Here is a 23,163-nt window from a genome sequence, read left to right on the forward strand (position 1 = left end):
GGGTGCCGCGCTAAATCGCGTGAAGGATCAGCGCCAGCGCCGCGAGCAGGACCATCGTGATGACAAAATTACGCTTGAGCGCCAGCATCAGCACGGCAGCCAAGAGTGTGAGCGCGACGGCCATGGGGTTGAAACTGTCCCAAACGGGCAGGGGCAGGGCAAGCGGGCCGTCAGCGCCCACCCGATCAAACAGCACATGCAGCGCGAACCAAACCGAGAGATTGGCGATGACCCCCACCACAGCCGACGTGATCGCCCGCAGCGCGCCTGCGATGCGCGGCTGTTCAGAGAGTGCCTCAAGATACGGGCCAGCAAGGAAAATCCACAGAAAACAGGGCGTGAAAGTGACCCAAAGCGCCAGCAGCCCGGCAGCCATCGCCCCCGCGGGGCCGCTTTGCGCAAAGCCCGCCAACATCCCGACGAATTGCGTCACAAGGATCAGTGGGCCGGGCGTCGTCTCGGCCAAGCCGAGCGCGTCGATCATCTGATCGGTCTCGATCCAGCCGAAATCCTGCACCACGGTCTGGGTCATATAGGCCAGCACCGCATAGGCCCCGCCGAAGGTCACCACGGCCAGTTTGGAAAAGAACAGCCCCAGTTGCAGCAGAAAGTCGTCGCCGATGAAGGCAAGGAACAGAAGCGGCGCGGCCCAGAGACCACCCCAAATGAGCAGAGTGCGCAGGCTATGCGCCGGCGGCAGGTCGGCGGCTTCGGTCTCAGGCGTCGGGCCTCGGCTCAGCATCCCAATGGCCCCGGCAACCAGAATGATGAGCGGAAACGGCAGGCCCAGCACGAAGAGCGCGATGAAAGACCCAAAGGCCAGCGCCCAGCCGAGCCGCCCGTGAAGCGCCTTTGAAGAAACCTTCATAAGCGCTTGGAATACCACGATAATGACAGCGGCCTTGATGCCCAGAAAGGCCGTTTGGACCAAGGGCATCTGCCCATACCACGCATAAAGCAGCGCAAGTGCCGCGATGAAGACCGCCCCCGGCACGACGAAAAGCAGCCCCCCCAACAGCCCGCCCGCAACGCCGCGCAGGCGCCAGCCTGCATAGGTCGCCAGCTGCATCGCCTCCGGTCCGGGCAACAGCATACAGAGCGAAAGGGCCCGCAGGTAGGTCTGCTCGCTCAACCACGGGCGATGCTCGACCAGCTCGCGGTGCATCACGGCGATTTGGGCTGCGGGGCCGCCGAAGGACATCAACCCAATCCGGCCAAACACGCGAAACATATCGGGCCAACTGGGCGGGGTCATCGGGGCCATCCTGCGTCATCAAAGCCACCACGGCTTCGCTGCGTCACGGATAGGGCCAGAGGAAAGCGCGGTCAAGTTAAGGCAAAAGCGCCGTCTAACGGGTATGAAACGGAAGGGAAAAGTGCAGGTTTCTGTTGCCAGGTACCTGCGAACCCCGCCTTAAGCTGCAAGGCCTAAGGACTTAAGATTTCAGTCGCTGAAACCGCTTACGCGGCCATCGCAACTGGAGCACGATTGTCATTTGCAATTGTACAGTTTGAACCGATAACGGTGGTATCTCACCGAGACAAAGCAACCCCTTTAGACGTTCGTCGATCCTATTTCGGCCCCATGATCCCCAAATGAAGGATGTTTGGTGGAGCCGCCGGGTACCGCCCCCGGGTCCGAACCGCTTATTACGAGCGCGTTTATGTCCATAGTCCCGAAGGACAGGATTAAAGTAGGGCTGCCATGGGTGAATTGCAAGGGGTGCGATGCGGCGAATTTTTCACGTCAAGATAAGCGCGTATCGCGTTGTTTATATGGCCCAACCTAGCGTCGCCCCGCAGCTTCGGCATTCCGCGCCGCACGCGCGGCGAAAACGCTTTGGGCAAGCTGTTGCGTCTCGGCCTCAAGCGCGGTCAGCCCTGCCGTCACCGCCTTGCCGTCATGGGCCTCTGCCGCATCCGCGATCTCTTGATGCAGAGCTACGATCCGCGCGCGATCCCGCGCGGTGAAGGTGATCATATTCATCAGGGGCTGCATCGCCTCGACCGCGCCCGCAAGTTGATAACTTAGCACCGGATTGCCCGCACCATCGACCAGCGCCCGGTGAAATGCCACGTCGGAGGCGCAAAAGGCCTCATCTGTCAGTCCCGGCTGCGCCTGCCGATGAATCTCCGCGCGCATGGTGGCAAGGTGGTCCGCCGTCCGCCGCTCTGCCGATAGTGGGGCGCAGGCGCGTTCCAAGGCGAAGCGTGCCTCGCAAGCGGTCTCAAAACTCACCGCATTCATCGACAGCAGCAGGGTCGAGGTGGTGATCTGCTGCGCATAGGCATCCGGAAAGCTCAGCCGGTTGACGAAAGCACCCCCCGTGGCCCCGCGCTGCGTGCGGATCAGCGATTGCGCGGCCAGCCGCTTGAGCGCCTCGCGCACCGTGGGGCGGGAAACCTCGAACTGCTCGGCAAGCTCCGCCTCGGAGGGCAGGCGCTGGTCGACGATCAGATGCCCGCCGATGATGGCGTCGCGAATGGCTGTGGCGATCTGAGCCGATAGATCGGCGGGGTTGCTTGGGTCAATTTTCATATGTCTTACAATTAGTGTTTGCGAGGACTTTAATTGTCTGACATTAAATCTACAAGAGCACGCAGGGGAGGGCGGCGATGACCGGGATGGTACGATCAACACTATGGCTGGGGTTTTTCGCCCTAATTCTCGCCGCCTGGTGGATGATGTACAGCATGGCGATGCAGATGGACCTCGATCTGCTCGGCCGCCCCGGTGCCATGGGCGAACGCATGCGGCAGATGGATCCGGGCATGGATATGTATATGCCCATGGCGCGTTTCTTTCCGCTGTTCGTGATGTGGGGCGCGATGATGGCGGCGATGATGGTCCCGACCATGGTGCCGACGCTACGCGCCTATGAAGACCTTATGACTTCGGCCAATGGCACGCGCGCGGGCTGGCTGGCGGTGCTTGCGGGCTACCTCGCGGTCTGGCTCGTCTTCGCGGCGGGGATCGCGGGTTTGCAACTGTTGCTGCTGCACGGCGGCGTCATCGATATGCTCGGCATCGCCAAATCGCGTTGGACGGCGGCGGCGCTGCTCTTGGCTGTGGGCCTCTTCCAATTTACCCGCGCCAAGGAGATTTGCCACGGCGTCTGCCACTCTCCGATGATGTATTTCATGGGCCACTGGCGCCCCGGCGCCGCGGGCGGCTTTCGCATGGGGCTGGGCCTCGGCGCCTTTTGCGCGGGCTGCTGCTGGGGCTTTATGCTTCTGGGCTTTGCCGGCGGGGTCATGAACCTTGCTTGGATGGGGCTGGCCACGCTTTTCATGGTCATCGAAAAACTGCCCCAGATCGGGCATTACGTAACAAAACCAATGGGTTTCGCCCTGATCCTCGGCGCAGGTGTCGTGGCGGGTTGGCCCATGATCACAGGAGGATGATATGCCAAACAGAGAGATGACACCCGCCGATTGGGCGATCAAGGGCGAGCTTTTCCTAAACTGCTCTTGCGATGTCTTCTGCCCCTGCGTGGTCAGCCTTGGCGCGCATCTGCCGACCGAAGGCCACTGCCATGCATGGATGGGCATCGTGATCGACGAAGGCCATTTCGAGGGGGAGGATTTGGCCGGCCTGAACGTCGGGCTGTTGGTCGACATTCCGGGCCGCATGGGCGAGGGAAATTGGAAGGTCGCCGCCTATGTCGACGACCGCGCGAGCGAGGCGGCCTATGACGGGTTGCTGCAAATCTTCTCGGGCGCTGCGGGCGGCACCACGGGGCTGTTCACCATGTTGGTAAGCGAGATCGTCGGCGCCGAACGCGCCCCGGTCGAAATCATTCGCGACGGCAACCGCCGGGTCATCAATATTGGTCGAAAAATCAACGGCGAGATCGAGATGCTGGCCGGGGCCGAACCGGGAGAGCCTGTGACGATCACTAATTCGAAATACTGGATGGGCCCGAATATCGTGGCTGCGCGTGGCGTAAAATCCAAGGTCCGCGACTATGGCCGGGTCTGGGATTTCGGTGGTAAATCGGCTGAGGTCTGCGCGATCGATTGGCAGGGGGCGCGGTGATCACTCCCACCTATGCCAAGGAAATGGCGCGCTATAATGCATGGCAGAACAGTCAGTTGTCGAGCGTCGTTCAGGCTTTGGATGAGGCAACGTTAACACAGGATCGCGGGGCGTTCTTCGGCTCCATCCTCGGCACGCTGAACCATCTTCTGTGGTGCGATCAACTCTGGCTGTCGCGGTTCGACCCTGCCGCGGCAAAGCCGGAAGGCAAAGACACCGAGCTTTGCCCCTCCGGTGACGCATGGGTTTTGGCGCGAGTTCAATGCGACCTTGCCATTTCTCAGTGGGCGGCGGGGCTGGACCAGTCGATGCTAGACCGCGATTTAACGTGGCATTCCGGCATCTTGCAACGCGATGTTTCCAAGCCAATGGCGGGATGTGTGGTGCACTTATTCAACCACCAAACCCATCACCGCGGCCAAGTGCACGCCATGCTCACCAGCGCAGGATGTGACGCGCCGGTGACCGATTTCATTTTCATGCCGGAGGAGGGCTGATGGCCGAACTCTCTCTCTCGCGCCGGATCAGGCGCACGCCATTCTCTGCCGGGGTCGAGGCGGCGGGTGTGAAAGCCTATACGGTCTACAACCGGATGCTGCTGCCGACCGTATTTGAAAGCACCGAGGCGGATTATCACCACTTGAAGAAAGCCGTGCAAGTCTGGGACGTGGCATGCGAAAGACAGGTTGAACTGCGCGGGCCCGATGCTTCCCGACTGATGCAAATGCTGACACCCCGCGATCTGCGCGATGTGGCGCCGGGCCGCTGTGTCTATGTGCCGATCGTGGATGAGACGGGTGGGATGCTTAACGATCCGGTGGCGGTAAAACTGGCCGAGGATCGTTGGTGGATTTCCATCGCCGATAGCGATTTGTTGTTGTGGGCCAAGGGGATATGCAACGGTTATCATCTTGATGTCTTGGTCGATGAGCCGGATGTGAACCTGCTGGCGGTGCAGGGGCCGAAGGCCGAAGATCTAATGGAACGCGTCTTTGGCGCGGCGGTGCGGGAGGTGAAGTTCTTCCGCTTCGGAGAGTTCCAGTTTCAAGGCCGCGCCATGAATGTCGCGCGCTCCGGCTACTCCAAACAGGGCGGCTTTGAGATTTATACCGAAGGGGCCGACATCGCGATGCCACTTTGGGAGGCGCTTTTCAAGGCGGGACGCGATCTGGATGTGCGGGCGGGCTGTCCGAACCTGATTGAGCGGATCGAGGGCGGATTGTTGAGCTATGGCAATGACATGACCGACGACAACACGCCCCACGAATGCGGTCTTGGCAAGCTCTGCGACACGCAGGCGGCGATGGGCTGTATCGGCAGAGATGCGCTGCTGCGGGTGGCGAAAGAGGGCCCGGTGCAACAGATACGTCCCCTAGAGATCGCTGGCGATCCGGTGCCGCTTTGTGATCGTGTCTGGCCCTTGATGGCGGGCGACAAACGCGTGGGGCAGGTGACCTCGGCGGTTTGGTCCCCTGACTTTGGCGTGAATGTCGCCATCGGAATGGTGCGGATGACCCATTGGGACCCGGGCACGCGCTTGCGGGCGCACACCCCCGACGGCGAGCGTGACGTGACCGTGAGGGAAAGTTACTGGGCCTGAGGTCCGTTAGATTGAAACCTGAAAAGGAGATGAAAGATGAGCTTTAATGCGCTGATTGTAAACAAGGATGACGAAGGCAAGACCCAGGCCGAGGTCACCCAGATCACCGAAGACCAACTGCCCGAGGCCGAGGTGACGGTCGCGGTCGAATATTCCACCGTGAACTACAAAGACGGCCTATGCATCGGGCCGGGTGGTGGCTTGGTCCGCAACTATCCGCATGTGCCGGGCATCGATTTCGCCGGCACGGTCGAGACCTCGAATGACGACCGTTACAAGCCCGGCGACAAGGTGGTGTTGACCGGTTGGCGCGTCGGCGAGGCGCATTGGGGCGGCTATGCGCAAAAGGCGCGGGTCAAGGCCGATTGGCTGGTGCCGCTGCCCGAAGGGTTGGACACGCGTCAAGCGATGGCCGTGGGCACGGCAGGTTTCACCGCGATGCTGGCCGTCATGGCGCTGGAGGATCACGGCATCAAGAAAGGCCCGGTTCTGGTCACGGGTGCTGCGGGGGGCGTCGGCTCGGTCGCGACCGCGATCCTTGCCAACCTCGGCTATGAAGTGGCGGCGGTCACCGGGCGGCCCGAGACCGAAGATTACCTCAAGAGCCTCGGCGCGGCCCGGATCGTCGCGCGGGATGAGATCAACGAGACGGTCAAACGCCCCCTTGAGGGCGAGACATGGGGCGGATGTGTCGATGCCGTGGGCGGCGCGATGCTGGCCCGCGTGCTGGGTCAGATGGAATATGGGGCGAGCGTGGCGGCCGTGGGCCTTGCGGGCGGTGCGGCCCTGCCTGCCACGGTGATCCCCTTCCTGCTGCGCGGCGTGAACCTCTTGGGCATCGACAGCGTCATGCAGCCCTATGACAACCGTCTGCGCGCCTGGGAGCGGGTGGCCAAAGACCTGCCGATGGACAAGCTGGAGGCTATGGTTCAACCCGCGGGTCTCAGCGACCTGCCGCAATTGGGGGCGGACATCCTGAAAGGGCAGGTCAAGGGCCGGGTGGTCGTCGACGTAAACGCTTGATATTGCCTCGGCGCGGGGCGGTGTGGTTAATGGTCCGCGCCGCCCCGACCGCCAGAAGGAGAGCATGATGGCCAGCTACGACGACGACAATATCTTTGCCAAGATTCTGCGCAAAGAGATCCCCAGCTTTAAGGTCTATGAGGACGACAAGACCTATTGCTTTATGGACATCATGCCCCGCGCCGAAGGGCATTGTCTGGTGATCCCCAAGTCGCCCTGCCGCAACATGCTCGACGCCAGCCCCGCACAATTGGCGGATTGTCTGGCGACGGTTCAGAAAGTCGCCAATGCCTGCCTGCGCGCCTTTGGCGCCGATGGCATCACGGTGCAGCAGTTTAACGAGGCTGCGGGCGGGCAAGAGGTCTTTCACCTCCACTACCACATCCTGCCGCGGCATGAGGGCGATAAGCTGCGCCCGCCCGGTGTCCAAGGCGACATGGACCGGATTCGCGAACAGGCCGATGCGATTGCAGCCGCGCTCGGGACAGGGTAGTCCCCCCAAACTTACGTCGCAGCAGATACCGAAACGGTCGTTTTAGCCAAGTTTCCAAGGGGGCTTGGCCGCAATGGCTTGCCCAATGGTCGCAGGCCTCTATCCTGTTGTGCACGGATGAGAAAAACAGAAGGCCGTGTTTTGCGCGGTAATCTGTCATCAAAGAGGGAACAGATTATGAGCGATACCAATTCGCACGGCATCCCCGAGCCTGAGGGCAAGGCGGATGTGATCGATACCGATTATGAGATCGGTCAGGATAATATCGAACGGCAGATCGGGCCGTTCGGGCTCGACATTCACAACCCGGTCTTTCTGATTTCGGGGATCGCCGTGGTGATCTTCGTCTTTTACACCATCGCGCTGCCGGAACAGGCAGGCGCGATCTTTTCGGCCATGTTCAACTTTACCACTAAGAACTTTGATTGGTTCCTGATCGGCTCTGCCGATTTGGTGGTGATCTTCGCACTTTTGCTGATCGTGACGCCCTTTGGCAATGTTCGCCTTGGCGGCAACGAAGCGGTTGCGGATTATACCTATCTTGGCTGGTTCGCGATGCTTTTCGCGGCGGGCATGGGCATCGGTCTGATGTTTTATGGCGTCTCCGAGCCGCTGACCCACTTCTCGACTTCCATGGGGGAGATCACGACCGAGAACGGGCTGCGCACCGACTGGGCCCCGCTCGCGGGTGCGTCGGGTGACGAGGCCGGTTCGCTGCGCCTTGGCATGGCGGCGACGATCTATCACTGGGGTCTGCACCCTTGGGCGATCTATGCCATCGTCGCCCTGGCGCTGGCGTTGTTCACCTATAACAAAGGTCTGCCGCTGACGATCCGCTCGGCCTTTTACCCGGTTCTGGGCGAACGTGTTTGGGGCTGGCCCGGGCATATCATCGACACCATCGCGGTCTTTGCCACGCTCTTTGGTCTGGCCACGTCGCTGGGTCTGGGTGCCACGCAAGCTAACGCCGGTCTGAACGAGCTGTTCGGGATTCCCGTTGGCACCACATCTGAGATCGTTCTGATTTCGCTGATCACCGCCGTGGCGCTGGTTTCGGTGCTGCGCGGTCTTGATGGCGGTGTGAAAGTCCTCAGTGAGGTTAACATGGGTCTGGCAGCACTGCTGGCACTGTTCACCTTGATCGTCGGGCCGACCGTGTTCCTGCTGTCCTTCTTCTGGGACTCGCTGGTTGCTTACATCGAATATCTGCCCGCACTCGCAAACCCGTTTGGCCGTGAAGACGTGAACTTCTCCCAAGGCTGGACGGCGTTCTACTGGGCTTGGTGGATCAGCTGGTCACCCTTCGTCGGCATGTTCATCGCCCGCGTCAGCCGGGGCCGTACCGTGCGCGAATTCATCGTTTGCGTGCTGTTGATCCCATCGCTTGTCTGTGTGCTGTGGATGTCGATCTTTGGCGGCACCGCGATCCATCAGGTGCTGAATGACGGCTACACCGCGGCCCAAGATGCGGGTCTGCCGTTGCAGCTGTTCAAAATGCTCGATGCACTGCCGCTGGCTTCGATCACCTCCTTCATCGGCATCGTGCTGGTGGTGGTGTTCTTCGTCACCTCGTCCGACTCCGGGTCGCTTGTGATCGACACGATCACCGCAGGCGGCAAGGTCGATGCGCCGGTGCCGCAGCGAGTGTTCTGGTGCATCTTTGAGGGTGCCGTGGCCATCGCGCTGTTGATCGGTGGCGGCTTGGCAGCGCTGCAATCCATGGTGATCTCCACCGGTTTGCTGTTCACGCTGCTGCTGCTCTTCATGTGCTTCTGCATCTTCCGCGGTCTGCAGGACGAGCGTAAAATCCGCTAACCTGCACAGCCTTTAAGACACGGATGACGGCGGCCTCTCGGGGCCGCCGTTTTCTTTGGGCGCTTGACCTTGGCCGCGCCGCGGTGGACCTTCCCGCCATGCATATTGATTCCGAATGGGTCCGCGCCCAATTTCCCGCTTTCGCCGAGCCGAGCCTTCAGGGGCAGGCTTTCTTTGAGAACGCCGGTGGGTCTTACACCTGCCGCCAAGTGATCGACCGGCTGCATCGCTTCTACACTCAGCGAAAGGTGCAGCCCTACGGCGCCTATGAGGCCAGCCGGCTTGGTGGGGAGGAGATGGACGAGGCCCGCACCCGCATGGCCGCGATCCTAGGCGTGACGCCGGAGGAGCTGAGCTTTGGCCCCTCGACCACGCAAAACACCTATGTGCTGGCGCAGGCTTTTGGCCAGATGATGCAGCCCGGTGAGGCGATCGTCGTGACCAATCAGGACCATGAGGCCAATACCGGCCCGTGGCGCAGGCTGGCCGAGCGGGGGATCGAGATCCGCGAATGGCAAATCGACCCTGAGACCGGGCATCTCGATCCGGCAAAGCTCGAAGACCTACTGGACGAGAATGTCCGGCTGGTCTGCTTCCCGCATTGCTCAAATGTGGTGGGCGAGATCAACCCGGTGACCGAGATCACGGCGCTGGCCCATGCCGCCGGGGCTTTCGTCTGCGTCGATGGCGTCTCTTATGCGCCACATGGCTTTGCCGATGTCGGGGTGCTGGGGCCGGATATCTACTTATTTTCCGCTTACAAGACCTTCGGGCCGCATCAGGGTGTCATGGTCATCCGCCGGGCGCTGGCCGAGCTGCTGCCGAACCAAGCGCATCACTTCAACGGAGACGTGCTTTACAAGCGCTTCACCCCCGCCGGGCCGGATCACGCGCAGATCGCAGCCAGCGCGGGCATGGCGGACTATATCGACGCTTTCCACGCCCACCATATCGGCGGCACTGCCGGGGCCACGGCGCGCGGTGTTGCTGTGCATGACGCGATGCGCGCCCATGAGACGGCTCTGTTGCAACCGCTGCTGGATGCCATGGCGGCGCGCAACTCTGTGCGGGTCATCGGCCCCACCGATGCGGCAACTCGCGCGCCCACGGTCGCATTGGCGCTTGATCGACCGGGGGTCGAGATGGCGCAGGCATTGGCCGCGCGCGGCATCATGGCAGGGGGTGGCACCTTCTACGCAGGCCGGGCGCTCGGCGCGATGGGGGTAGATGAGGCCAAAGGCGTGCTCCGCCTCAGTTTCACCCATTACACGACGCAGGATGAAATGGACAAACTGCTGAACGCGCTGGATGATCTGCTCTGATCCTTGACCCCGGCGCAGGGGCGCTATGTTTCGGGACAAGTGTAGGAGCAAGACCCCGAACGTGAGCGACAATTCCCCGATTATCATGTGGTTCCGCCGCGATCTGCGGCTGAGCGACCATCCTGCCCTGACGGCGGCCTGCCAGTCGGGCCGCCCGGTCATCCCGCTGTTCATCTGCGACGCACAATCAGAGGCTTTGGGCGCGGCGCCGAAATTCCGCCTCGGGCTGGCCTTGGGCTGCCTTGGGGAGACTTTGGCCGAGAAGGGCAGCCGCCTGATCCTGCGCCGTGGCGATGCGCTTGAGGTGCTGCGCGAGGTGATTGAAGCCACCGGCGCGGGGGCAGTCTATTGGAGCCGCCTTTACGATCCCGCCGCGATCGACCGCGACGCCAAGGTCAAAGAGGCGCTGAAGGACGATGGGGTCGAAGCCTGTAGCTTTGCCGGGCATCTGATGTTCGAGCCTTGGACGGTTGAGACCAAGACCGGCGGCTTTTACAAAGTCTTCACCCCCTATTGGAAGGGGGTCCGGGGCCGCGATGTGGCGGCCCCCTTGGCCACCCCGAGCGACATCCCAGCCCCGCCAAACTGGCCCGAGAGCGCCGCGCTCGACGATTGGCAAATGGACGCCGAGATGCAGCGCGGGCGCGACGTAGTGCGCCCCTATATCCGTCTGGGGGAGGCTGCGGCACAGGCCCGGCTTGGCTCATTCATGGCCCATATCGTCGAAGGCTACGACGAAAGCCGCGACATGCCGGGCGAGGATGGCACCTCGGCCTTGTCAGAAAACCTGTCATTGGGTGAGATCAGCCCGGCCCAGTGCTGGCACGCGGGCCAGCGGGCGATGCAGGAGGGCAAGCGCGGGGCTGAGACCTTCCTCAAGGAACTCGCCTGGCGCGAGTTTGCCTATCACCTGATGTATCACACGCCGCGCATACTTGACCAAAACTGGCGCGAGGAATGGCAGGCTTTCCCGTGGAATGAGGACGAGCGCCGCGCCGAGGTGCTGGCGTGGAAACAGGGGCGCACCGGGGTGCCATTCGTCGATGCGGCCATGCGCGAGTTGCAGGTCACGGGGCGCATGCACAACCGGGGCCGCATGATCGTGGCGAGCTATCTGACGAAACATTTGATGTGCCACTGGCGGATCGGGCAAAAGTGGTTCGAAGAACACCTGATCGACTGGGACCCGGCCAATAATGCGATGGGCTGGCAATGGGCCGCAGGCTCTGGCCCCGATGCGACGCCGTTCTTTCGCATTTTCAACCCTGAGACCCAGCTTGATCGGTTCGACAAGGGGCGCGACTACACCCGCCGTTGGATCGCCGAGGGCCGCGCGAAACCGAATGACGAGGCGCTGGCCTATTTCGACGCGGTCCCACGCCGCTGGGGCCTAAGCCCAGAGGATGATTACCCCGATCCGATCGTCGATCTGTCAGAGGGGCGGGAACGGGCGCTCGACGCCTATCGCAACCGCGACTTTTAACTTTTTGCGAAACAGCAGTCTGCGGTTACAGTAGGCCAGAACAAGAACGGAACCGAGGTATGAAGCTTACGACCACCGAGGGGCAGAAAGGTCTGCCGCGCTATTTCCCGCAGGTCTTCGCCATGGCGCAGGAGATGCAGCACGGGCGGGTGGACTTTGTCCTGCCCGATGGCCGCGTGTTCCGCGCCGAAGGGGCCAAGCCCGGCCCGGTGGCAGAACTGCATATCCATAACGATGATCTCTTTGCCCGGTTGATCCGCGAGGGGGACCTAGGCTTTTGCGACGCCTATCTGGATGAGTGGTGGTCGACGCCGGACCTGCAAGCCTTCATGGATTTGGTTCATGCGGGGAATGAGACGGTCTATGACGGTTTCCCCGGCCAAGGGCTGCTGCGTCAGTTCGAGAAGTTCCGCTTCTGGCTTCAGCGCAACAACCGCAAACAGGCCAAGCGCAACATCAGCTATCACTACGATCTGGGCAATGCGTTCTATAGCCTATGGCTGGACGATACGATGACCTATTCTTCGGCCATTTTCGAGGGCGACGCCCAGCAATCGCTGGAGGCAGCGCAGCGGGCGAAATACAAATCCATGGTCGATCAGATGGGCGTGCAGCCCGGCGATCATGTCTTGGAAATCGGCTGCGGCTGGGGCGGTTTTGCGGAATATGCCGCCGCCGAACGCGGGCTGAAAGTGACCGCGCTGACCATCAGCCAAGAGCAGTTCAACTACGCGCAGGAGCGGATCGCCAAGGCGGGCCTCTCGGACCGCGTGACCTTCAAACTGCAAGACTACCGCGACGAGACCGAGAGCTATGATGGCATCGCCAGCATCGAGATGTTCGAGGCGGTGGGCGAGAAATACTGGCCGGTCTATTTCGACACGCTGCACCAACGTCTGAAACCGGGCCGCGCCGCGACCTTGCAGATCATCACCGTCGCTGACCGCCGTTGGGAGGTCTATAAACGCGGAGTGGATTTCATCCAAAAATACATCTTCCCCGGCGGCATGTTGCCCAGCCCCACGATCCTGCGGGAGCAGGTAGAGCGGGCAGGGCTGGTCGTCGACCGGTCGATCGAATTTGGCAAAAGCTATGACATCACCCTGCGCCGTTGGCATGAGACCTTTAACGAGAAATGGGATCAGATCACCGCGCTAGGCTTTGACGAACGCTTTCGCCGGATGTGGAATTTTTACCTCACTTCCTGTGCCGCGACATTTGACAGTGGCAATTGCGACGTGACGCAGATTACGGTACGGCGACCTGTGTGACCGCCCCTGCGGTCCAATGCCGCAAGGAGCCGAAAAATGCCGACTGGTGCACGACTTATGGCAGCGATCTCACTCGCCGTGCTGGCCTTTGTCCTGTCGGGCATGGTCGTGCCCTTGATGCCGGAAAGCACGGATTTCGGGTATTTCCTGCCGCTTAACGTGGTGCTGGGCCTCATCGTGGGCTGGCGCGTGATGGGCCGGCGCGCGGGCCGGGGCATCGTGGCTGCGATCAACAACGGTTTTGCCGGTGTCTTCGTGCTGATGCTCTGGGCGATCTTTTTGCAGGCGGCGAATGAAATGGTTCGGCTGGCGTTGCGCAACCGCTATGACGATCCCTTCGAGGCCATCGTCGCCGTGTTCCAGATCGGCGCGGAATTCGGCCTAATGATCGCCACCGTGCCCATCGGCGTGGCACTTGTCGTCGGCGGCATGATCGCAGGGCTTTTGACCGAATTTGCTTATAACCGTTGGCCCTGATCACCATGCGACATCTCTTTATCTACGGCACTCTGCGGCATCTGCCGCTGTTGGAAATCGTGCTTGGCCGCTCCGCCGAGGCGATTGATCTCAGCCCCGCCAATCTGTCCGGCTACCAAGTCTCTGCCGCCGCCGAAGGCCCGTTTCCCACGATTGAGACGCGCGATGGCGCGCAGGCCGAGGGCTTGCTGGTGCGGGGCCTGAGCGCGGATGATTTCGCGCGGCTCGATTTCTATGAAGGCGCGTTCGACTATGATTTGGTGCCGGTGACACTGGCAGACGGGCAGGGGGCTGAGGTCTATCTGCCCCAGCCCGGGCGCTGGACCGCGCAGGGGCCATGGTCCTTGCCCGAGTGGGAGCGTGATTGGGCCGCGCTTTCCTGCCACGCCGCGCGCGAAGTGATGAGCTATATGGGCAAGCGCCCGCGGGCCGAGGTCGATGCGATGTTCCCGATGATCCGCCGCCGAGCCCATCAGCAGGTGCTGGCGACACAGGGCATGCATGATCCGCTGGCGCTCGATGGCAAGGTCGAGGTGACCGACCGACGCCGCGTTTACGCGAACTTCTTCGCCCTTGATGAAATCTCGCTGCGACATGAGACATTTGACGGCAGCATGTCGGCGCAGATCGACCGCGCGGTCTTTGTCAGCGCGGATGCAGCTTTGGTGCTGCCCTATGACCCGCTGCGCGACCGCGTGCTGCTGGTCGAGCAAATCCGCATGGGCCCGCTGGCGCGCGGCGATCATACCCGCTGGCAGTTGGAGCCCATCGCAGGCCATATCGACCCCGGCGAGACACCGCAGGCCGCCGCCCGGCGTGAAGCGCAGGAAGAGGCGGGCATCACCGTGGGCGCCTTGGAGCCGGTCGGAAACGTCTATGCCTCCCCCGGGAATGCGACGGAATTCTTTCACATTTTCGTGGGATTGGCGGATTTGCCGGATCATATCATCGGCACCGGCGGTTTGGCTGCGGAGGGCGAGGATATCCGGTCGCATCTGATGTCATTCGATGATCTGATGGCCTTGGCCGATGCGCAGGCGCTGGCCAATGCGCCATTGGTGGCAAGCGCCTATTGGCTGGCCCGCCACCGCGAACGCTTGAGGTCCGAAGGCGCGACAGCTAAACCGGACGGAACATGAACTGGGGGCAAACATGCAGGTTGCTAAAGATCTGGCCGAGGCCATTGGAAACACACCGCTGATCCGGCTCCGCGGCGCGAGCGAAGAGACCGGCTGCGAAATCTTGGGCAAAGCGGAGTTCATGAACCCCGGCCAGTCGGTCAAGGACCGCGCCGCGCTGTTCATCATCCGCGACGCCATCGCACGGGGTGAGTTGAAGCCCGGCGGCACCATTGTTGAGGGCACCGCGGGCAACACCGGCATCGGGCTTGCGCTGGTAGGCGCGTCGATGGGGTTCAAGACCGTCATCGTCATCCCTGAGACCCAGTCGCAGGAAAAGAAAGACATGCTGCGGCTGGCCGGTGCGGAACTGGTGCAGGTGCCCGCCGCACCCTACAAAAACCCCAATAACTTCGTCCGCTATTCCGAGCGTTTGGCCAAGGAATTGGCCAAGACCACGCCCGAGGGGGTGATCTGGGCCAACCAGTTCGACAATACCGCCAACCGGCAAGCACATATCGAAACCACCGGCCCCGAGATTTGGGAACAGACCGGCGGCAAGGTCGATGGCTTTTGCTGCGCGGTCGGCTCGGGCGGGACGCTCGTTGGTGTGGCCATGGCGCTGCAACCCAAGGGCGTCAAAATCGCACTGGCCGATCCCGATGGCGCGGCGCTGCACAGCTACTATACCGAAGGCGAGTTGAAATCCGAAGGCAGCTCCATCGCCGAAGGCATCGGGCAGGGGCGGATTACCGCAAACCTCGAAGGGTTCAAGCCCGACTATTCCTACAACATCTCAGACGAAGAGGCGCTGCCGGTGGTCTTTGACCTGCTGGAGAATGAGGGGCTCTGCCTTGGTGCCTCCTCGGGCGTCAACGTCGCCGGGGCCATGCGTCTGGCGAAAGAGATGGGGCCGGGCCATACCATCGTGACCGTGTTGTGCGACTTCGGCACGCGCTATCAATCCAAACTCTTCAACCCGGAGTTTCTGCGCGAGAAGGGGCTGCCGACGCCCGGTTGGCTTGATGCCGCACCGCAATCCATCCCAGGTGTTTTCGAGGATACATGACCCAAATGCTCCGCTTCGCCCTCGGCCTTACCGCGCTGCTGGTCTGGCTGACCGGCGCTGCTGTCGCACAGGAACCGGCTTTGCCGGATTTCGACCAATGGGAAACCGTCGCCTCTTCGGCTGAAGAGGCGATTGACGCGCCCGATACCACCGAAACCATGCTGGAGGTGCAGCGCGCCCGGCTGGTGGATTACCGCGCCGAATTCGATGCGGCGCGCAATCTGAACGCGGCGCGGATCAGCGCGCTGCGCGAACAATTGGCCGCGCTTGGAACCCCGCCGGAGGGCGAGGGAGCCGAGCCGGAATCCCCCGAAGTCGCCGCCAACCGTGAAGAGTTGAACCGACAGCTCAACACCCTTCTGACCCCGGTTCAGCGGGCCGAAGCGGCATATCTGCGCGCCGATGCGCTCATCGGGCAGATCGACGTTGCCTTACGCGAACGCCAGACCGAGCAGTTGATGGAGGTGGTGCCCACGCCGCTCAACCCCGTCCATTGGCGCAGCGCGATAGACGATCTGGCGACAGCGGCGGGTGAGATCGCCGCCGAAGCGCCTGACGATGCCGACACGGCACGGCGCAGCCTGCGCGCCTCTCTCCCTGCGGTTCTGGCCCTCACCATTCTGGGCTTGGTGCTGATCTTCCGCGGCCACCATTGGTCGACCGCGATTGTGGGACGGCTCCAGCAATTCGGCGCGCGCGGCTTTGGCATTTGGCGCTTCGTCGTATCGCTCTTGCGGATCATCCTGCCCACCGTCGGTCTGGTCTTGCTGGCCATGGCCGTCTTGGCGACCGACTGGCTGGGGCCGCGCGGCTCGACCCTTGTGCAGCTGATCCCGGTGATCGGCGGCGCGATGCTGGGTGTTCGCTGGGTCGCCGAACGGGTGTTCTCTCGCGATGAGGACGAGGCGCTGATCCTGCTGCCCGCGGCTGAGCGCAAAGCGGTTCGTTTCTACGTCAGCATCATCACCGTCACCGTCATCATTGGCGCCATCATCACCGCCATTTTCGACGGCCAGCAACCGGCGGAAACCACCGAGGCCGTGCTGCGCCTGCCGGTGATGCTGCTGAGCGCCTTTGCCCTGTTCCGCATCGGGAAGATTCTGCGCGGTTACAGCGATCCGGTGATAGAAGATATCTCCGCCGCCGAAGAGCCGCGGACCTCGACATTGAACCGCGTCGTGCGCGGGCTGGGCTTGGGCGCGATGATCGTGGCCGTGGTCGCGCCCCTCCTGCTGATCAGCGGCTATTACAACGCCGCCGTCTCGCTGCTGCCGCCCTATGTCACCACGCTGGTGCTTCTGGGGCTGGTGATGACGCTGCAACGCTTCTTGGCCGATGTTTACGGTGCCATGACCGGGCAGGGGGTGCAGGCGCGCGACGCGCTGATGCCCGTCTTCTTTGGCCTGATCCTGCTGCTGCTGTCGCTGCCTGTGATGGCGCTGGCATGGGGCGCGCGGGTCACCGACCTGACTGAGCTTTGGGCGCTGTTCAGCCGCGGCTTCGCCTTTGGCGAGACGCGGATCCGTCCCACGGATTTCCTCTCCTTCGCGGTGATCTTCGTGATCGGCTATGCCGCCACCCGTCTGATCCAAGGCGCGCTGCGCAGCAACGTCCTGCCCAAGACGCGGATGGACATCGGCGGGCAGAACGCCATCGTCTCGGGGATCGGCTATGTCGGGATTTTCCTCGCCGCGCTGCTCGCCATCACCGGGGCGGGGATCGACCTTTCTGCGCTGGCCTATGTTGCCGGGGCACTCTCGGTCGGTATCGGTTTCGGCCTGCAAAACGTGGTGTCGAACTTCGTCTCCGGCATCATCCTGTTGATCGAACGTCCGATCTCCGAAGGGGATTGGATCGAGGTGGGTGGCCAGATGGGCTATGTGCGCGACATCTCGGTGCGTTCCACAAGGATCGAGACCTTCGACCGCACCGATGTGATCGTGCCCAACGCCGATCTGATCAGCGGCACGGTCACCAACTACACCCGCGGCAATACCGTGGGCCGCCTCATCGTACCCGTGGGCGTGGCTTACGGCACCGATACCAAACGGATCGAAGGCATCCTGCAAGAGATTGCCGAGGCGCAGCCCATCGTGCTGACCAACCCGCCGCCCGCGGTCTTGTTCTTGAACTTCGGGGCCGATGCGTTGGAGTTCGAGGTGCGTTGCTATCTGCGGGACGTGAACTGGATGATGAAGGTCAAGAATGACATCAACCACGCCATCGCCGCGCGTTTCAAAGAAGAAGGAATCGAAATTCCCTTTGCCCAACGCGACCTATGGCTGCGCAACCCTGAGACGTTGAAGGCCGAAGCACCGAAAATAGAAGATGACGCAAAGCCGGAGCCGCAGGCATGACGGGCGAGCTGTACCGGACCGAGACCTACCTGCGCGACGCCCCGGCCCGCGTGGCGGCCCATACGCCCGAAGGTGGGGTGATCTTGGACAATTCCCTGTTCTACCCCACGGGCGGCGGCCAGCCGGGCGACAGCGGGTGGCTGACCTGGGACAAGCAAGAGCTTACCATTGCAACTACGGTGCGCGACCGCGACAGCGGCGGCATCGCGCTGGTCCCGGCAGAGCCGCGTCCCTTGCCGCCGGTGGGCGCTTTCGTGAAACAGGAGCTCGACTGGGACCGCCGCCACAAGCACATGCGCGTTCATACGGCGCTGCACCTTCTGTCGGTCGTGATCCCCCATCCGGTGACGGGGGGACAGATTTCGGCCACCCACGGGCGCCTTGATTTCAACATGCCCGATGCGCCGCAGAACCGCGAGGAACTGGAGGAGGCGCTGAACCACTTCGTCTCCCTCGATGCGCGGGTGAGCGAGGACTGGATCACCGAAGCCGAATTGGACGCCGCGCCTGAACTTATCAAAACCATGTCCGTCGCCCCGCCGCGCGGACGGGGGGACATTCGCCTGATCCGCATCGGAGAGGCGCAGGACCCCATCGATCTACAGCCCTGTGGCGGCACCCATGTCGCGCGCACGGGCGAGATCGGCGCGCTTCGCCTTGGAAAGATTGAGAAAAAGGGCCGTTTGAACCGCCGTGTCTATGTTCATCTGGGCGGTTAGATAAATTTATCCTCTCTGGGGGGAATTCGCTCTTGCAACTCACTGCCCCCCCAAGCTAAACCCCGCCTCAACGGAGCGGTGGCCGAGTGGTCGAAGGCGCACGCCTGGAAAGTGTGTAGGCGGGAGACCGTCTCCAGGGTTCGAATCCCTGTCGCTCCGCCATTTTCCCTTTTTTGCAGAAAGAAGTTGTTGCCCATCGGGCCATGCGGCTCCGCCTGCAAGAAAAAAGCCCGGCACCTTTCGGGCCGGGCCTCTCGGGTCTACCTAAGACAATTTAGCGGGAGTCGTTGCCCGCGCCATAACCACCATAGGCGAAACCTTCGCCCAAGCTGCTCACGGGGCCGCTGGTCGAGAAGGTGGCGACCGGCGCACTCTCGTCCGAGAATGTTTCCAACCGCAGGTCAGCGGCGCGCTCATTAGGGCGGGTTTCACCGGCATCCGCGGCATGGACGACATCAGCCGTGACAGACGTGTCCAAGCGCAGGTCTTCGTAGCGTGTCGACTGGCCTGCGAAGCTCGCGGTGGCGATCAGAGTGGCGGCGGCGGTTGCGATAAAGAGTTTCATTGTTCTAGTCCTTTCAGGTTTGGGAAAGGGCGTCGGCTTTCTCGCTCTGGGGAGAGGCGGGGAGGTCGGGAGGCCCGTTCGATACAATGATATTAAGGCGCAGTGAGGGGCGGTTACAAAGCAACTCGGATCACGGCCCAGTGTTAGAGCGAGACCCGGCGCGATCAGATCGTAACAAATTGACATATCCGCATAAGATACCGTTATTAATAGGTTATCCCTGCGCCGTGGGCCGAGGCCCATGACGCTAGTCGGTCCCGCGAAAAGCGTTCAAGACCTGTTACACAGTCGTCGCAGAAACGTGTGTGCCGCCACCGCAGGCAAACCTCTTTGGCCCGTGTGAAATGTTTCAATCCTACTGGTCGACCGAGAGGCACAAAAAAGCCCGAAGCGGATATTCTCCGCTCCGGGCTACTTGATGTGGCCGAAAGAAAACTCAGCCGATGGGTTCGTAAAGCACCACGCGGGTGTTCATCGGCACGCGGTTATAGAGCTCGGCCATCTGATCGTTCACCAGACGGGCACAGCCGTTCGAGACGCGTTTGCCCAATGTGCTGGGGTCATTGGTGCCATGGATGCGCAAGAAGGTATCGCCGCGCTCTTCCGTGAAGAGATAGAGGGCACGCGACCCCAGCGGATTGTCCAAACCGCCTTCCATACCATCGGCGTATTTCTTGTATTTCTCCGGTTCGCGGTCAATCATACCTGGGGTCGGGGTCCAGCTCGGCCATTCCTTCTTGGCACCGACGTAGAACTCACCGGATTCGTAGAGACCAGGGCGGCCCACGCCCACGGTATAGCGCCACGCCATATTGTCGGGCAGTGTCCAGTAGAGTGCGAAATTGTCGGGATCGACGTGGATTTCATAGGGCGGCGCGCCTGCCGCGATCGGCACTTTGCGCGGCATCATCTCTGGCGGCACGTCATAGCTCGGCATTTCCTTGGGCGGGTGCGCCAGTGCGGGCGTGGCAAGGACACCGCCGAATGCGGCACCGCTGGCGACTACACCGGTGATGAAATGTCGTCTCTTCATTGCGTCGTTCCCCTATTCTTCAATCTCGTGTTGAAAGGGAAACCGTTTCAGCGCCTTGCCGTTCCATCGCGCGGGCCGGATCACAAACTGTTGTAGCCAAGCGGCAGCGTGTCAAACCGACAGCCTGTCGATCACGCCCTGCGCCCAACGGTCGGCGGATTGGCCAAAGCAATCGTGCAGGGAATCCACCGCCGTCACGCTGCCGAGCGCCAGCCGCCCCAGCAGGCAAAGGCCGGGCACGGGGCGTCCGTCAGGGGCGCGCAGCGTCCCGTCAGGCGCGGTCGCTGCGGCCAGATCGGATGACAGCGAGGAGACCAAACCTTGGGAGATGAGATCGGGCAGGGGCGGTGCTGCGATGACCGAGAGGTTCGGCGCAGGCAGCACCGCGTCGACGATGACCGACACCTCCGCCGCGTGCCCCTCCGCCTGCAATGTCCAGCCTTGCGCGCTATTCGTGATCTCTGGATCGGTGGCGAAGGACAGGTCGACCAGCCCTGCGTCGATCAGGGCCAAAAGCTCCCGAGCGGAGGCGAGGGGTGGGCCGTAGGAATATCGTTTCAGCCCCTCATCGAAGTCTATCAGCCGCTTGGCTGTCTGGGGCGACGCCTTGCCCGGGTTGAAGGCCGCGCGCCATGCGTCCTGCCATTTGCGCCAAACCTGCCCGAGCGTGTAGCCAATACTCGGCGCGACCTCTCCGGTGGCCAAGTCTATCCCATGGCGCAGCGCCTCCATTGGGGGCAACTGGTCCTGCGTGCCGGGGTCTGACCATTCCACCTTGAGCCAGTTCGCGATTTCCGCCGCCCCCACATTCTGAGGTGCAAGGATACGCGCAACCACGGGCAGGAGGGCGTCAGAGATCAACGAAGGCGCCTCCTCGGGTGCCGCATTGATCGCAGCGGTGGCGGCTTTTGAGAAGCCCGTGGTCTCTTCCGATGTGGGATCGAACAGCGCGTCGAAAGCGGCATCCTGTGGCTTGGGGAAGGGGGGGTGCCCGTTGAGCGAGAAGGGCAGAATGCGGCAGGGCTCCCGGCCCGAGGCATGATAGCCCGCCGCGTCGAAACGCCCGCCCTGTGCCATGGTCAGACCGCGCAACACGTCATAGGTCGACAGCCCCAAGCCCCGAATCGCGACGTGCTTGCCCCGCCATGCCGCCGCCCTCGGGCGCAGATCTGCAGCCGGATAGGCCTGCGCGACTTCCGCCTCGCGCCGCGCCGCGTGCTCTTCCCAATCGGCCCACTGCGCGTCCGGCTCGACAGGGGGCTGCCCGAGGGTGAGGAGCACTTCGTCATATAGCGCCTCCGACCCGCTTTCCGATTGCACACGCCAGCCTGCCCCCTCGGGCGAGATGCGGGCCACAGCGGCGGGGATCACCCTGCAAGTCACGCCAGTTTTCGTAAAACCCCGGGCAAAAAGATCGTCCCGCCGCGCCATAAGGTAGCGGCCCATTTCAGCGCGGGAGGGGAAACTGTCGGGATCTACGGCGCGGTCTTGCCACTCCGCGAAATGTCCGACCCGCGACCCCTTCGGCGGGCGGATCGCGATATCTCGGTTTGGGATGTTAAGCAGACAATAGGTGGGCTCCGAGGGGGCGAAGTTCGGACCCGCGCCGGGATGGGGGCCGGGTTCATAAAGGTCGATCTGTATCCGCCCTTCGGTCCCCGTAAGCCGTTGCGACAGAGCCTCCAACGCGCCAAGGCCGCGCGGCCCGAAACCGATCACCGCAATGCGCGCCGCCTTTATCTGCATCTCTTTCCCCGGCATGTGTTTGGCGCGACCGTAGAGCCGTACCACCGCCAGCGAAAGCCCACCGGCGACAAAATCGGGCAACAAAAAAGGCACCCGAAGGCGCCCTTAACAATTCACTCATCCCGCCCGAGAGGCTGCGATCAGCCGCCCCAGCTGCGCACTGTGCCGCAGTCCATATGGGTGAAGTTCGAGCCGGAGTAGCGCCCGACACCGCCACCGCGACAAGCCATCGCCGCGCGCGCCACCTGATGCACCGAGCGCGAGGCGAGGCGCAGGTCAGCGGCCTGACCCTTGAGGTGCAGCGAATTCTTGGCCACACCGCTGGAACGGGAGCGCAGCATCGCGTTGGTTTTCGGGCTGCGGTAGCCGGAGAGGAGCATATAGGGCTCGTTCACATCCAGCAGATTATGCGACGCGGCCATGATATCGATGGTGCGCAGGTCCATGTTGATGACATCGTCGGTCCGCCAGTCGCGCATGAAATGATTGATTTCGGCAAAGGCGTCTTTGATATAGTGGCCTTCGATCCAATAGATCATGTCCAACCGCTCACCGGTGCGGCCCGAATACATGCGGATGCGGCGAATGTCGCCTGCGCCCCGTAGAAAGCCTGCCGCGTTCGAGAAGGTGGGAGCTGCTGCAACGGTGGTTGCTGCGAATGCGCCGAGAAGGGCGCGCCGGGTCATCCCCGAGGAGCTTTTGCCTGTCATGTGTCTCTGTCCCGTCGTCTGCCTAAGTTACCCAAGATGTTACATGGGCCATTCATCTCATCCCCAGATGCAACATTGTTATTGCATAGCGGGAAAACCTGACCAAGGGCTGAATCGGAATGGTTCCCGAGTGGTTCAAATTTAGGCAAGTTTTTGCGCAATGCGTTTAAAAAACCCAAGGTTTGCAGGGGCAACCGATGCGCAATCCGCACAGGCCATCACGCGTTTTTCCTGCGAACGGAAATTTGAATGGACTTGCGCGTAGTATTATTGGCAAACCGGGCAGGCAATAGGGTCGCGCGGCGGCAATGGTATATTCACGG

At 62.1% G+C, this 23,163-nt stretch carries 21 protein-coding genes, 1 tRNA gene and 1 other RNA gene; 16 read left to right on the plus strand and 7 right to left on the minus strand.

Annotated elements, in window-relative coordinates; translation table 11 throughout:
- Window positions 1–10 precede the first annotated feature (10 nt).
- The 3 genes from chrA to ACGYLD_RS02710 form a co-directional block, all read right to left on the minus strand.
- Window positions 11–1,255, minus strand: coding sequence for a chromate efflux transporter (gene chrA / locus ACGYLD_RS02700; RefSeq protein ID WP_271691333.1), 1,245 nt, complete (start codon window positions 1,253–1,255; stop codon window positions 11–13).
- 120 nt (window positions 1,256–1,375) lie between these two features.
- Window positions 1,376–1,724: a transfer-messenger RNA gene (gene ssrA / locus ACGYLD_RS02705) on the minus strand.
- Between the two features lie 62 nt (window positions 1,725–1,786).
- Window positions 1,787–2,539 (minus strand): FadR/GntR family transcriptional regulator, encoded by a 753-nt coding sequence (locus ACGYLD_RS02710; protein WP_067266684.1) that lies wholly within the window; start codon window positions 2,537–2,539, stop codon window positions 1,787–1,789.
- A gap of 77 nt (window positions 2,540–2,616) precedes the next feature.
- Between ACGYLD_RS02710 and ACGYLD_RS02715 the strand changes: the two genes are divergently transcribed.
- The 16 genes from ACGYLD_RS02715 (at window position 2,617) to ACGYLD_RS02790 (ending at window position 18,948) form a co-directional block, all read left to right on the plus strand.
- The gene (locus ACGYLD_RS02715) at window positions 2,617–3,405 is read left to right on the plus strand and encodes a DUF2182 domain-containing protein (RefSeq protein ID WP_271691332.1); all 789 of its coding nucleotides are present in this window, start codon (window positions 2,617–2,619) and stop codon (window positions 3,403–3,405) included.
- Between the two features lies 1 nt (window position 3,406).
- Window positions 3,407–4,039, plus strand: a complete 633-nt coding sequence (locus ACGYLD_RS02720; protein WP_271691331.1) for a DUF1326 domain-containing protein — start codon at window positions 3,407–3,409, stop codon at window positions 4,037–4,039.
- Window positions 4,036–4,536 carry a DinB family protein gene (locus ACGYLD_RS02725; RefSeq protein ID WP_271691330.1) on the plus strand — a complete coding sequence of 167 codons (501 nt, stop codon included), beginning with the start codon at window positions 4,036–4,038 and terminating at the stop codon, window positions 4,534–4,536. The genes ACGYLD_RS02720 and ACGYLD_RS02725 overlap by 4 nt, the downstream gene beginning before the upstream one ends.
- Window positions 4,536–5,639, plus strand: coding sequence for a dimethylsulfoniopropionate demethylase (locus ACGYLD_RS02730; protein WP_394401027.1), 1,104 nt, complete (start codon window positions 4,536–4,538; stop codon window positions 5,637–5,639). The genes ACGYLD_RS02725 and ACGYLD_RS02730 overlap by 1 nt, the downstream gene beginning before the upstream one ends.
- Before the next feature lie 36 nt (window positions 5,640–5,675).
- Window positions 5,676–6,662, plus strand: a complete 987-nt coding sequence (acuI, locus tag ACGYLD_RS02735) for an acryloyl-CoA reductase (RefSeq protein ID WP_271687249.1) — start codon at window positions 5,676–5,678, stop codon at window positions 6,660–6,662.
- Window positions 6,663–6,729: 67 nt separating this feature from the next.
- Window positions 6,730–7,155, plus strand: a complete 426-nt coding sequence (locus ACGYLD_RS02740; RefSeq protein ID WP_067266693.1) for an HIT family protein — start codon at window positions 6,730–6,732, stop codon at window positions 7,153–7,155.
- 177 nt (window positions 7,156–7,332) lie between these two features.
- Window positions 7,333–8,970 (plus strand): BCCT family transporter, encoded by a 1,638-nt coding sequence (locus ACGYLD_RS02745; RefSeq protein WP_271691329.1) that lies wholly within the window; start codon window positions 7,333–7,335, stop codon window positions 8,968–8,970.
- Window positions 8,971–9,068: 98 nt separating this feature from the next.
- A complete protein-coding gene (locus tag ACGYLD_RS02750; RefSeq protein WP_394401030.1) occupies window positions 9,069–10,292 on the plus strand; it encodes an aminotransferase class V-fold PLP-dependent enzyme in 1,224 nt (407 codons plus the stop codon).
- A gap of 61 nt (window positions 10,293–10,353) precedes the next feature.
- A complete protein-coding gene (locus ACGYLD_RS02755) occupies window positions 10,354–11,775 on the plus strand; it encodes a cryptochrome/photolyase family protein (protein WP_394401033.1) in 1,422 nt (473 codons plus the stop codon).
- A 59-nt stretch (window positions 11,776–11,834) separates the two neighbouring features.
- Window positions 11,835–13,046, plus strand: coding sequence for a cyclopropane-fatty-acyl-phospholipid synthase family protein (locus ACGYLD_RS02760; RefSeq protein WP_271687253.1), 1,212 nt, complete (start codon window positions 11,835–11,837; stop codon window positions 13,044–13,046).
- A 36-nt stretch (window positions 13,047–13,082) separates the two neighbouring features.
- Window positions 13,083–13,523, plus strand: a complete 441-nt coding sequence (locus ACGYLD_RS02765; RefSeq protein WP_067266699.1) for a TrgA family protein — start codon at window positions 13,083–13,085, stop codon at window positions 13,521–13,523.
- A 5-nt stretch (window positions 13,524–13,528) separates the two neighbouring features.
- Complete coding sequence (locus ACGYLD_RS02770; protein ID WP_394401036.1) at window positions 13,529–14,662, plus strand: NUDIX domain-containing protein; 1,134 nt, start codon at window positions 13,529–13,531, stop codon at window positions 14,660–14,662.
- A gap of 13 nt (window positions 14,663–14,675) precedes the next feature.
- A complete protein-coding gene (locus tag ACGYLD_RS02775) occupies window positions 14,676–15,710 on the plus strand; it encodes a cysteine synthase A (protein ID WP_394401039.1) in 1,035 nt (344 codons plus the stop codon).
- Window positions 15,707–18,067 carry a DUF3772 domain-containing protein gene (locus ACGYLD_RS02780; protein WP_394401042.1) on the plus strand — a complete coding sequence of 787 codons (2,361 nt, stop codon included), beginning with the start codon at window positions 15,707–15,709 and terminating at the stop codon, window positions 18,065–18,067. The genes ACGYLD_RS02775 and ACGYLD_RS02780 overlap by 4 nt, the downstream gene beginning before the upstream one ends.
- Window positions 18,064–18,786: an alanyl-tRNA editing protein gene (locus ACGYLD_RS02785; RefSeq protein ID WP_271691323.1), complete on the plus strand. Its 723-nt coding sequence runs from the start codon at window positions 18,064–18,066 to the stop codon at window positions 18,784–18,786. The genes ACGYLD_RS02780 and ACGYLD_RS02785 overlap by 4 nt, the downstream gene beginning before the upstream one ends.
- A gap of 72 nt (window positions 18,787–18,858) precedes the next feature.
- A tRNA-Ser gene (locus tag ACGYLD_RS02790) sits at window positions 18,859–18,948 on the plus strand.
- A 112-nt stretch (window positions 18,949–19,060) separates the two neighbouring features.
- Here the strand turns inward: ACGYLD_RS02790 and ACGYLD_RS02795 are convergent.
- The 4 genes from ACGYLD_RS02795 to ACGYLD_RS02810 all read right to left on the minus strand — a co-directional run bounded on the left by ACGYLD_RS02795 (window position 19,061) and on the right by ACGYLD_RS02810 (window position 22,840).
- The gene (locus tag ACGYLD_RS02795) at window positions 19,061–19,351 is read right to left on the minus strand and encodes a hypothetical protein (RefSeq protein WP_271687259.1); all 291 of its coding nucleotides are present in this window, start codon (window positions 19,349–19,351) and stop codon (window positions 19,061–19,063) included.
- 436 nt (window positions 19,352–19,787) lie between these two features.
- Window positions 19,788–20,384 (minus strand): L,D-transpeptidase, encoded by a 597-nt coding sequence (locus tag ACGYLD_RS02800; protein WP_394401045.1) that lies wholly within the window; start codon window positions 20,382–20,384, stop codon window positions 19,788–19,790.
- A 111-nt stretch (window positions 20,385–20,495) separates the two neighbouring features.
- Entirely contained in the window at window positions 20,496–22,223 is a 1,728-nt protein-coding gene (locus ACGYLD_RS02805; RefSeq protein ID WP_394401047.1) for an FAD/NAD(P)-binding protein, read from the minus strand.
- A 47-nt stretch (window positions 22,224–22,270) separates the two neighbouring features.
- Window positions 22,271–22,840 (minus strand): DUF882 domain-containing protein, encoded by a 570-nt coding sequence (locus ACGYLD_RS02810; protein WP_067267369.1) that lies wholly within the window; start codon window positions 22,838–22,840, stop codon window positions 22,271–22,273.
- Window positions 22,841–23,163 lie beyond the last annotated feature (323 nt).

Source organism: Sulfitobacter sp. 1A12056 (assembly GCF_043558125.1).
Taxonomy (GTDB): Bacteria; Pseudomonadota; Alphaproteobacteria; order Rhodobacterales; family Rhodobacteraceae; genus Sulfitobacter; species Sulfitobacter faviae.

Bases quoted from the DNA above. Each gene is read 5' to 3' on its own strand.
- ACGYLD_RS02810 (WP_067267369.1), bottom strand. From the start codon at position 22,840: ATGACAGGCAAAAGCTCCTCGGGGATGACCCGGCGCGCCCTTCTCGGC.
- acuI (WP_271687249.1), top strand. From the start codon at position 5,676: ATGAGCTTTAATGCGCTGATTGTAAACAAGGATGACGAAGGCAAGACC.
- ACGYLD_RS02750 (WP_394401030.1), top strand. From the start codon at position 9,069: ATGCATATTGATTCCGAATGGGTCCGCGCCCAATTTCCCGCTTTCGCC.
- ACGYLD_RS02775 (WP_394401039.1), top strand. From the start codon at position 14,676: ATGCAGGTTGCTAAAGATCTGGCCGAGGCCATTGGAAACACACCGCTG.
- ACGYLD_RS02740 (WP_067266693.1), top strand. From the start codon at position 6,730: ATGGCCAGCTACGACGACGACAATATCTTTGCCAAGATTCTGCGCAAA.
- ACGYLD_RS02710 (WP_067266684.1), bottom strand. From the start codon at position 2,539: ATGAAAATTGACCCAAGCAACCCCGCCGATCTATCGGCTCAGATCGCC.
- ACGYLD_RS02720 (WP_271691331.1), top strand. From the start codon at position 3,407: ATGCCAAACAGAGAGATGACACCCGCCGATTGGGCGATCAAGGGCGAG.
- ACGYLD_RS02785 (WP_271691323.1), top strand. From the start codon at position 18,064: ATGACGGGCGAGCTGTACCGGACCGAGACCTACCTGCGCGACGCCCCG.
- ACGYLD_RS02730 (WP_394401027.1), top strand. From the start codon at position 4,536: ATGGCCGAACTCTCTCTCTCGCGCCGGATCAGGCGCACGCCATTCTCT.
- ACGYLD_RS02760 (WP_271687253.1), top strand. From the start codon at position 11,835: ATGAAGCTTACGACCACCGAGGGGCAGAAAGGTCTGCCGCGCTATTTC.
- ACGYLD_RS02795 (WP_271687259.1), bottom strand. From the start codon at position 19,351: ATGAAACTCTTTATCGCAACCGCCGCCGCCACTCTGATCGCCACCGCG.
- ACGYLD_RS02765 (WP_067266699.1), top strand. From the start codon at position 13,083: ATGCCGACTGGTGCACGACTTATGGCAGCGATCTCACTCGCCGTGCTG.
- ACGYLD_RS02745 (WP_271691329.1), top strand. From the start codon at position 7,333: ATGAGCGATACCAATTCGCACGGCATCCCCGAGCCTGAGGGCAAGGCG.
- ACGYLD_RS02770 (WP_394401036.1), top strand. From the start codon at position 13,529: ATGCGACATCTCTTTATCTACGGCACTCTGCGGCATCTGCCGCTGTTG.
- chrA (WP_271691333.1), bottom strand. From the start codon at position 1,255: ATGACCCCGCCCAGTTGGCCCGATATGTTTCGCGTGTTTGGCCGGATT.
- ACGYLD_RS02800 (WP_394401045.1), bottom strand. From the start codon at position 20,384: ATGAAGAGACGACATTTCATCACCGGTGTAGTCGCCAGCGGTGCCGCA.
- ACGYLD_RS02780 (WP_394401042.1), top strand. From the start codon at position 15,707: ATGACCCAAATGCTCCGCTTCGCCCTCGGCCTTACCGCGCTGCTGGTC.
- ACGYLD_RS02715 (WP_271691332.1), top strand. From the start codon at position 2,617: ATGACCGGGATGGTACGATCAACACTATGGCTGGGGTTTTTCGCCCTA.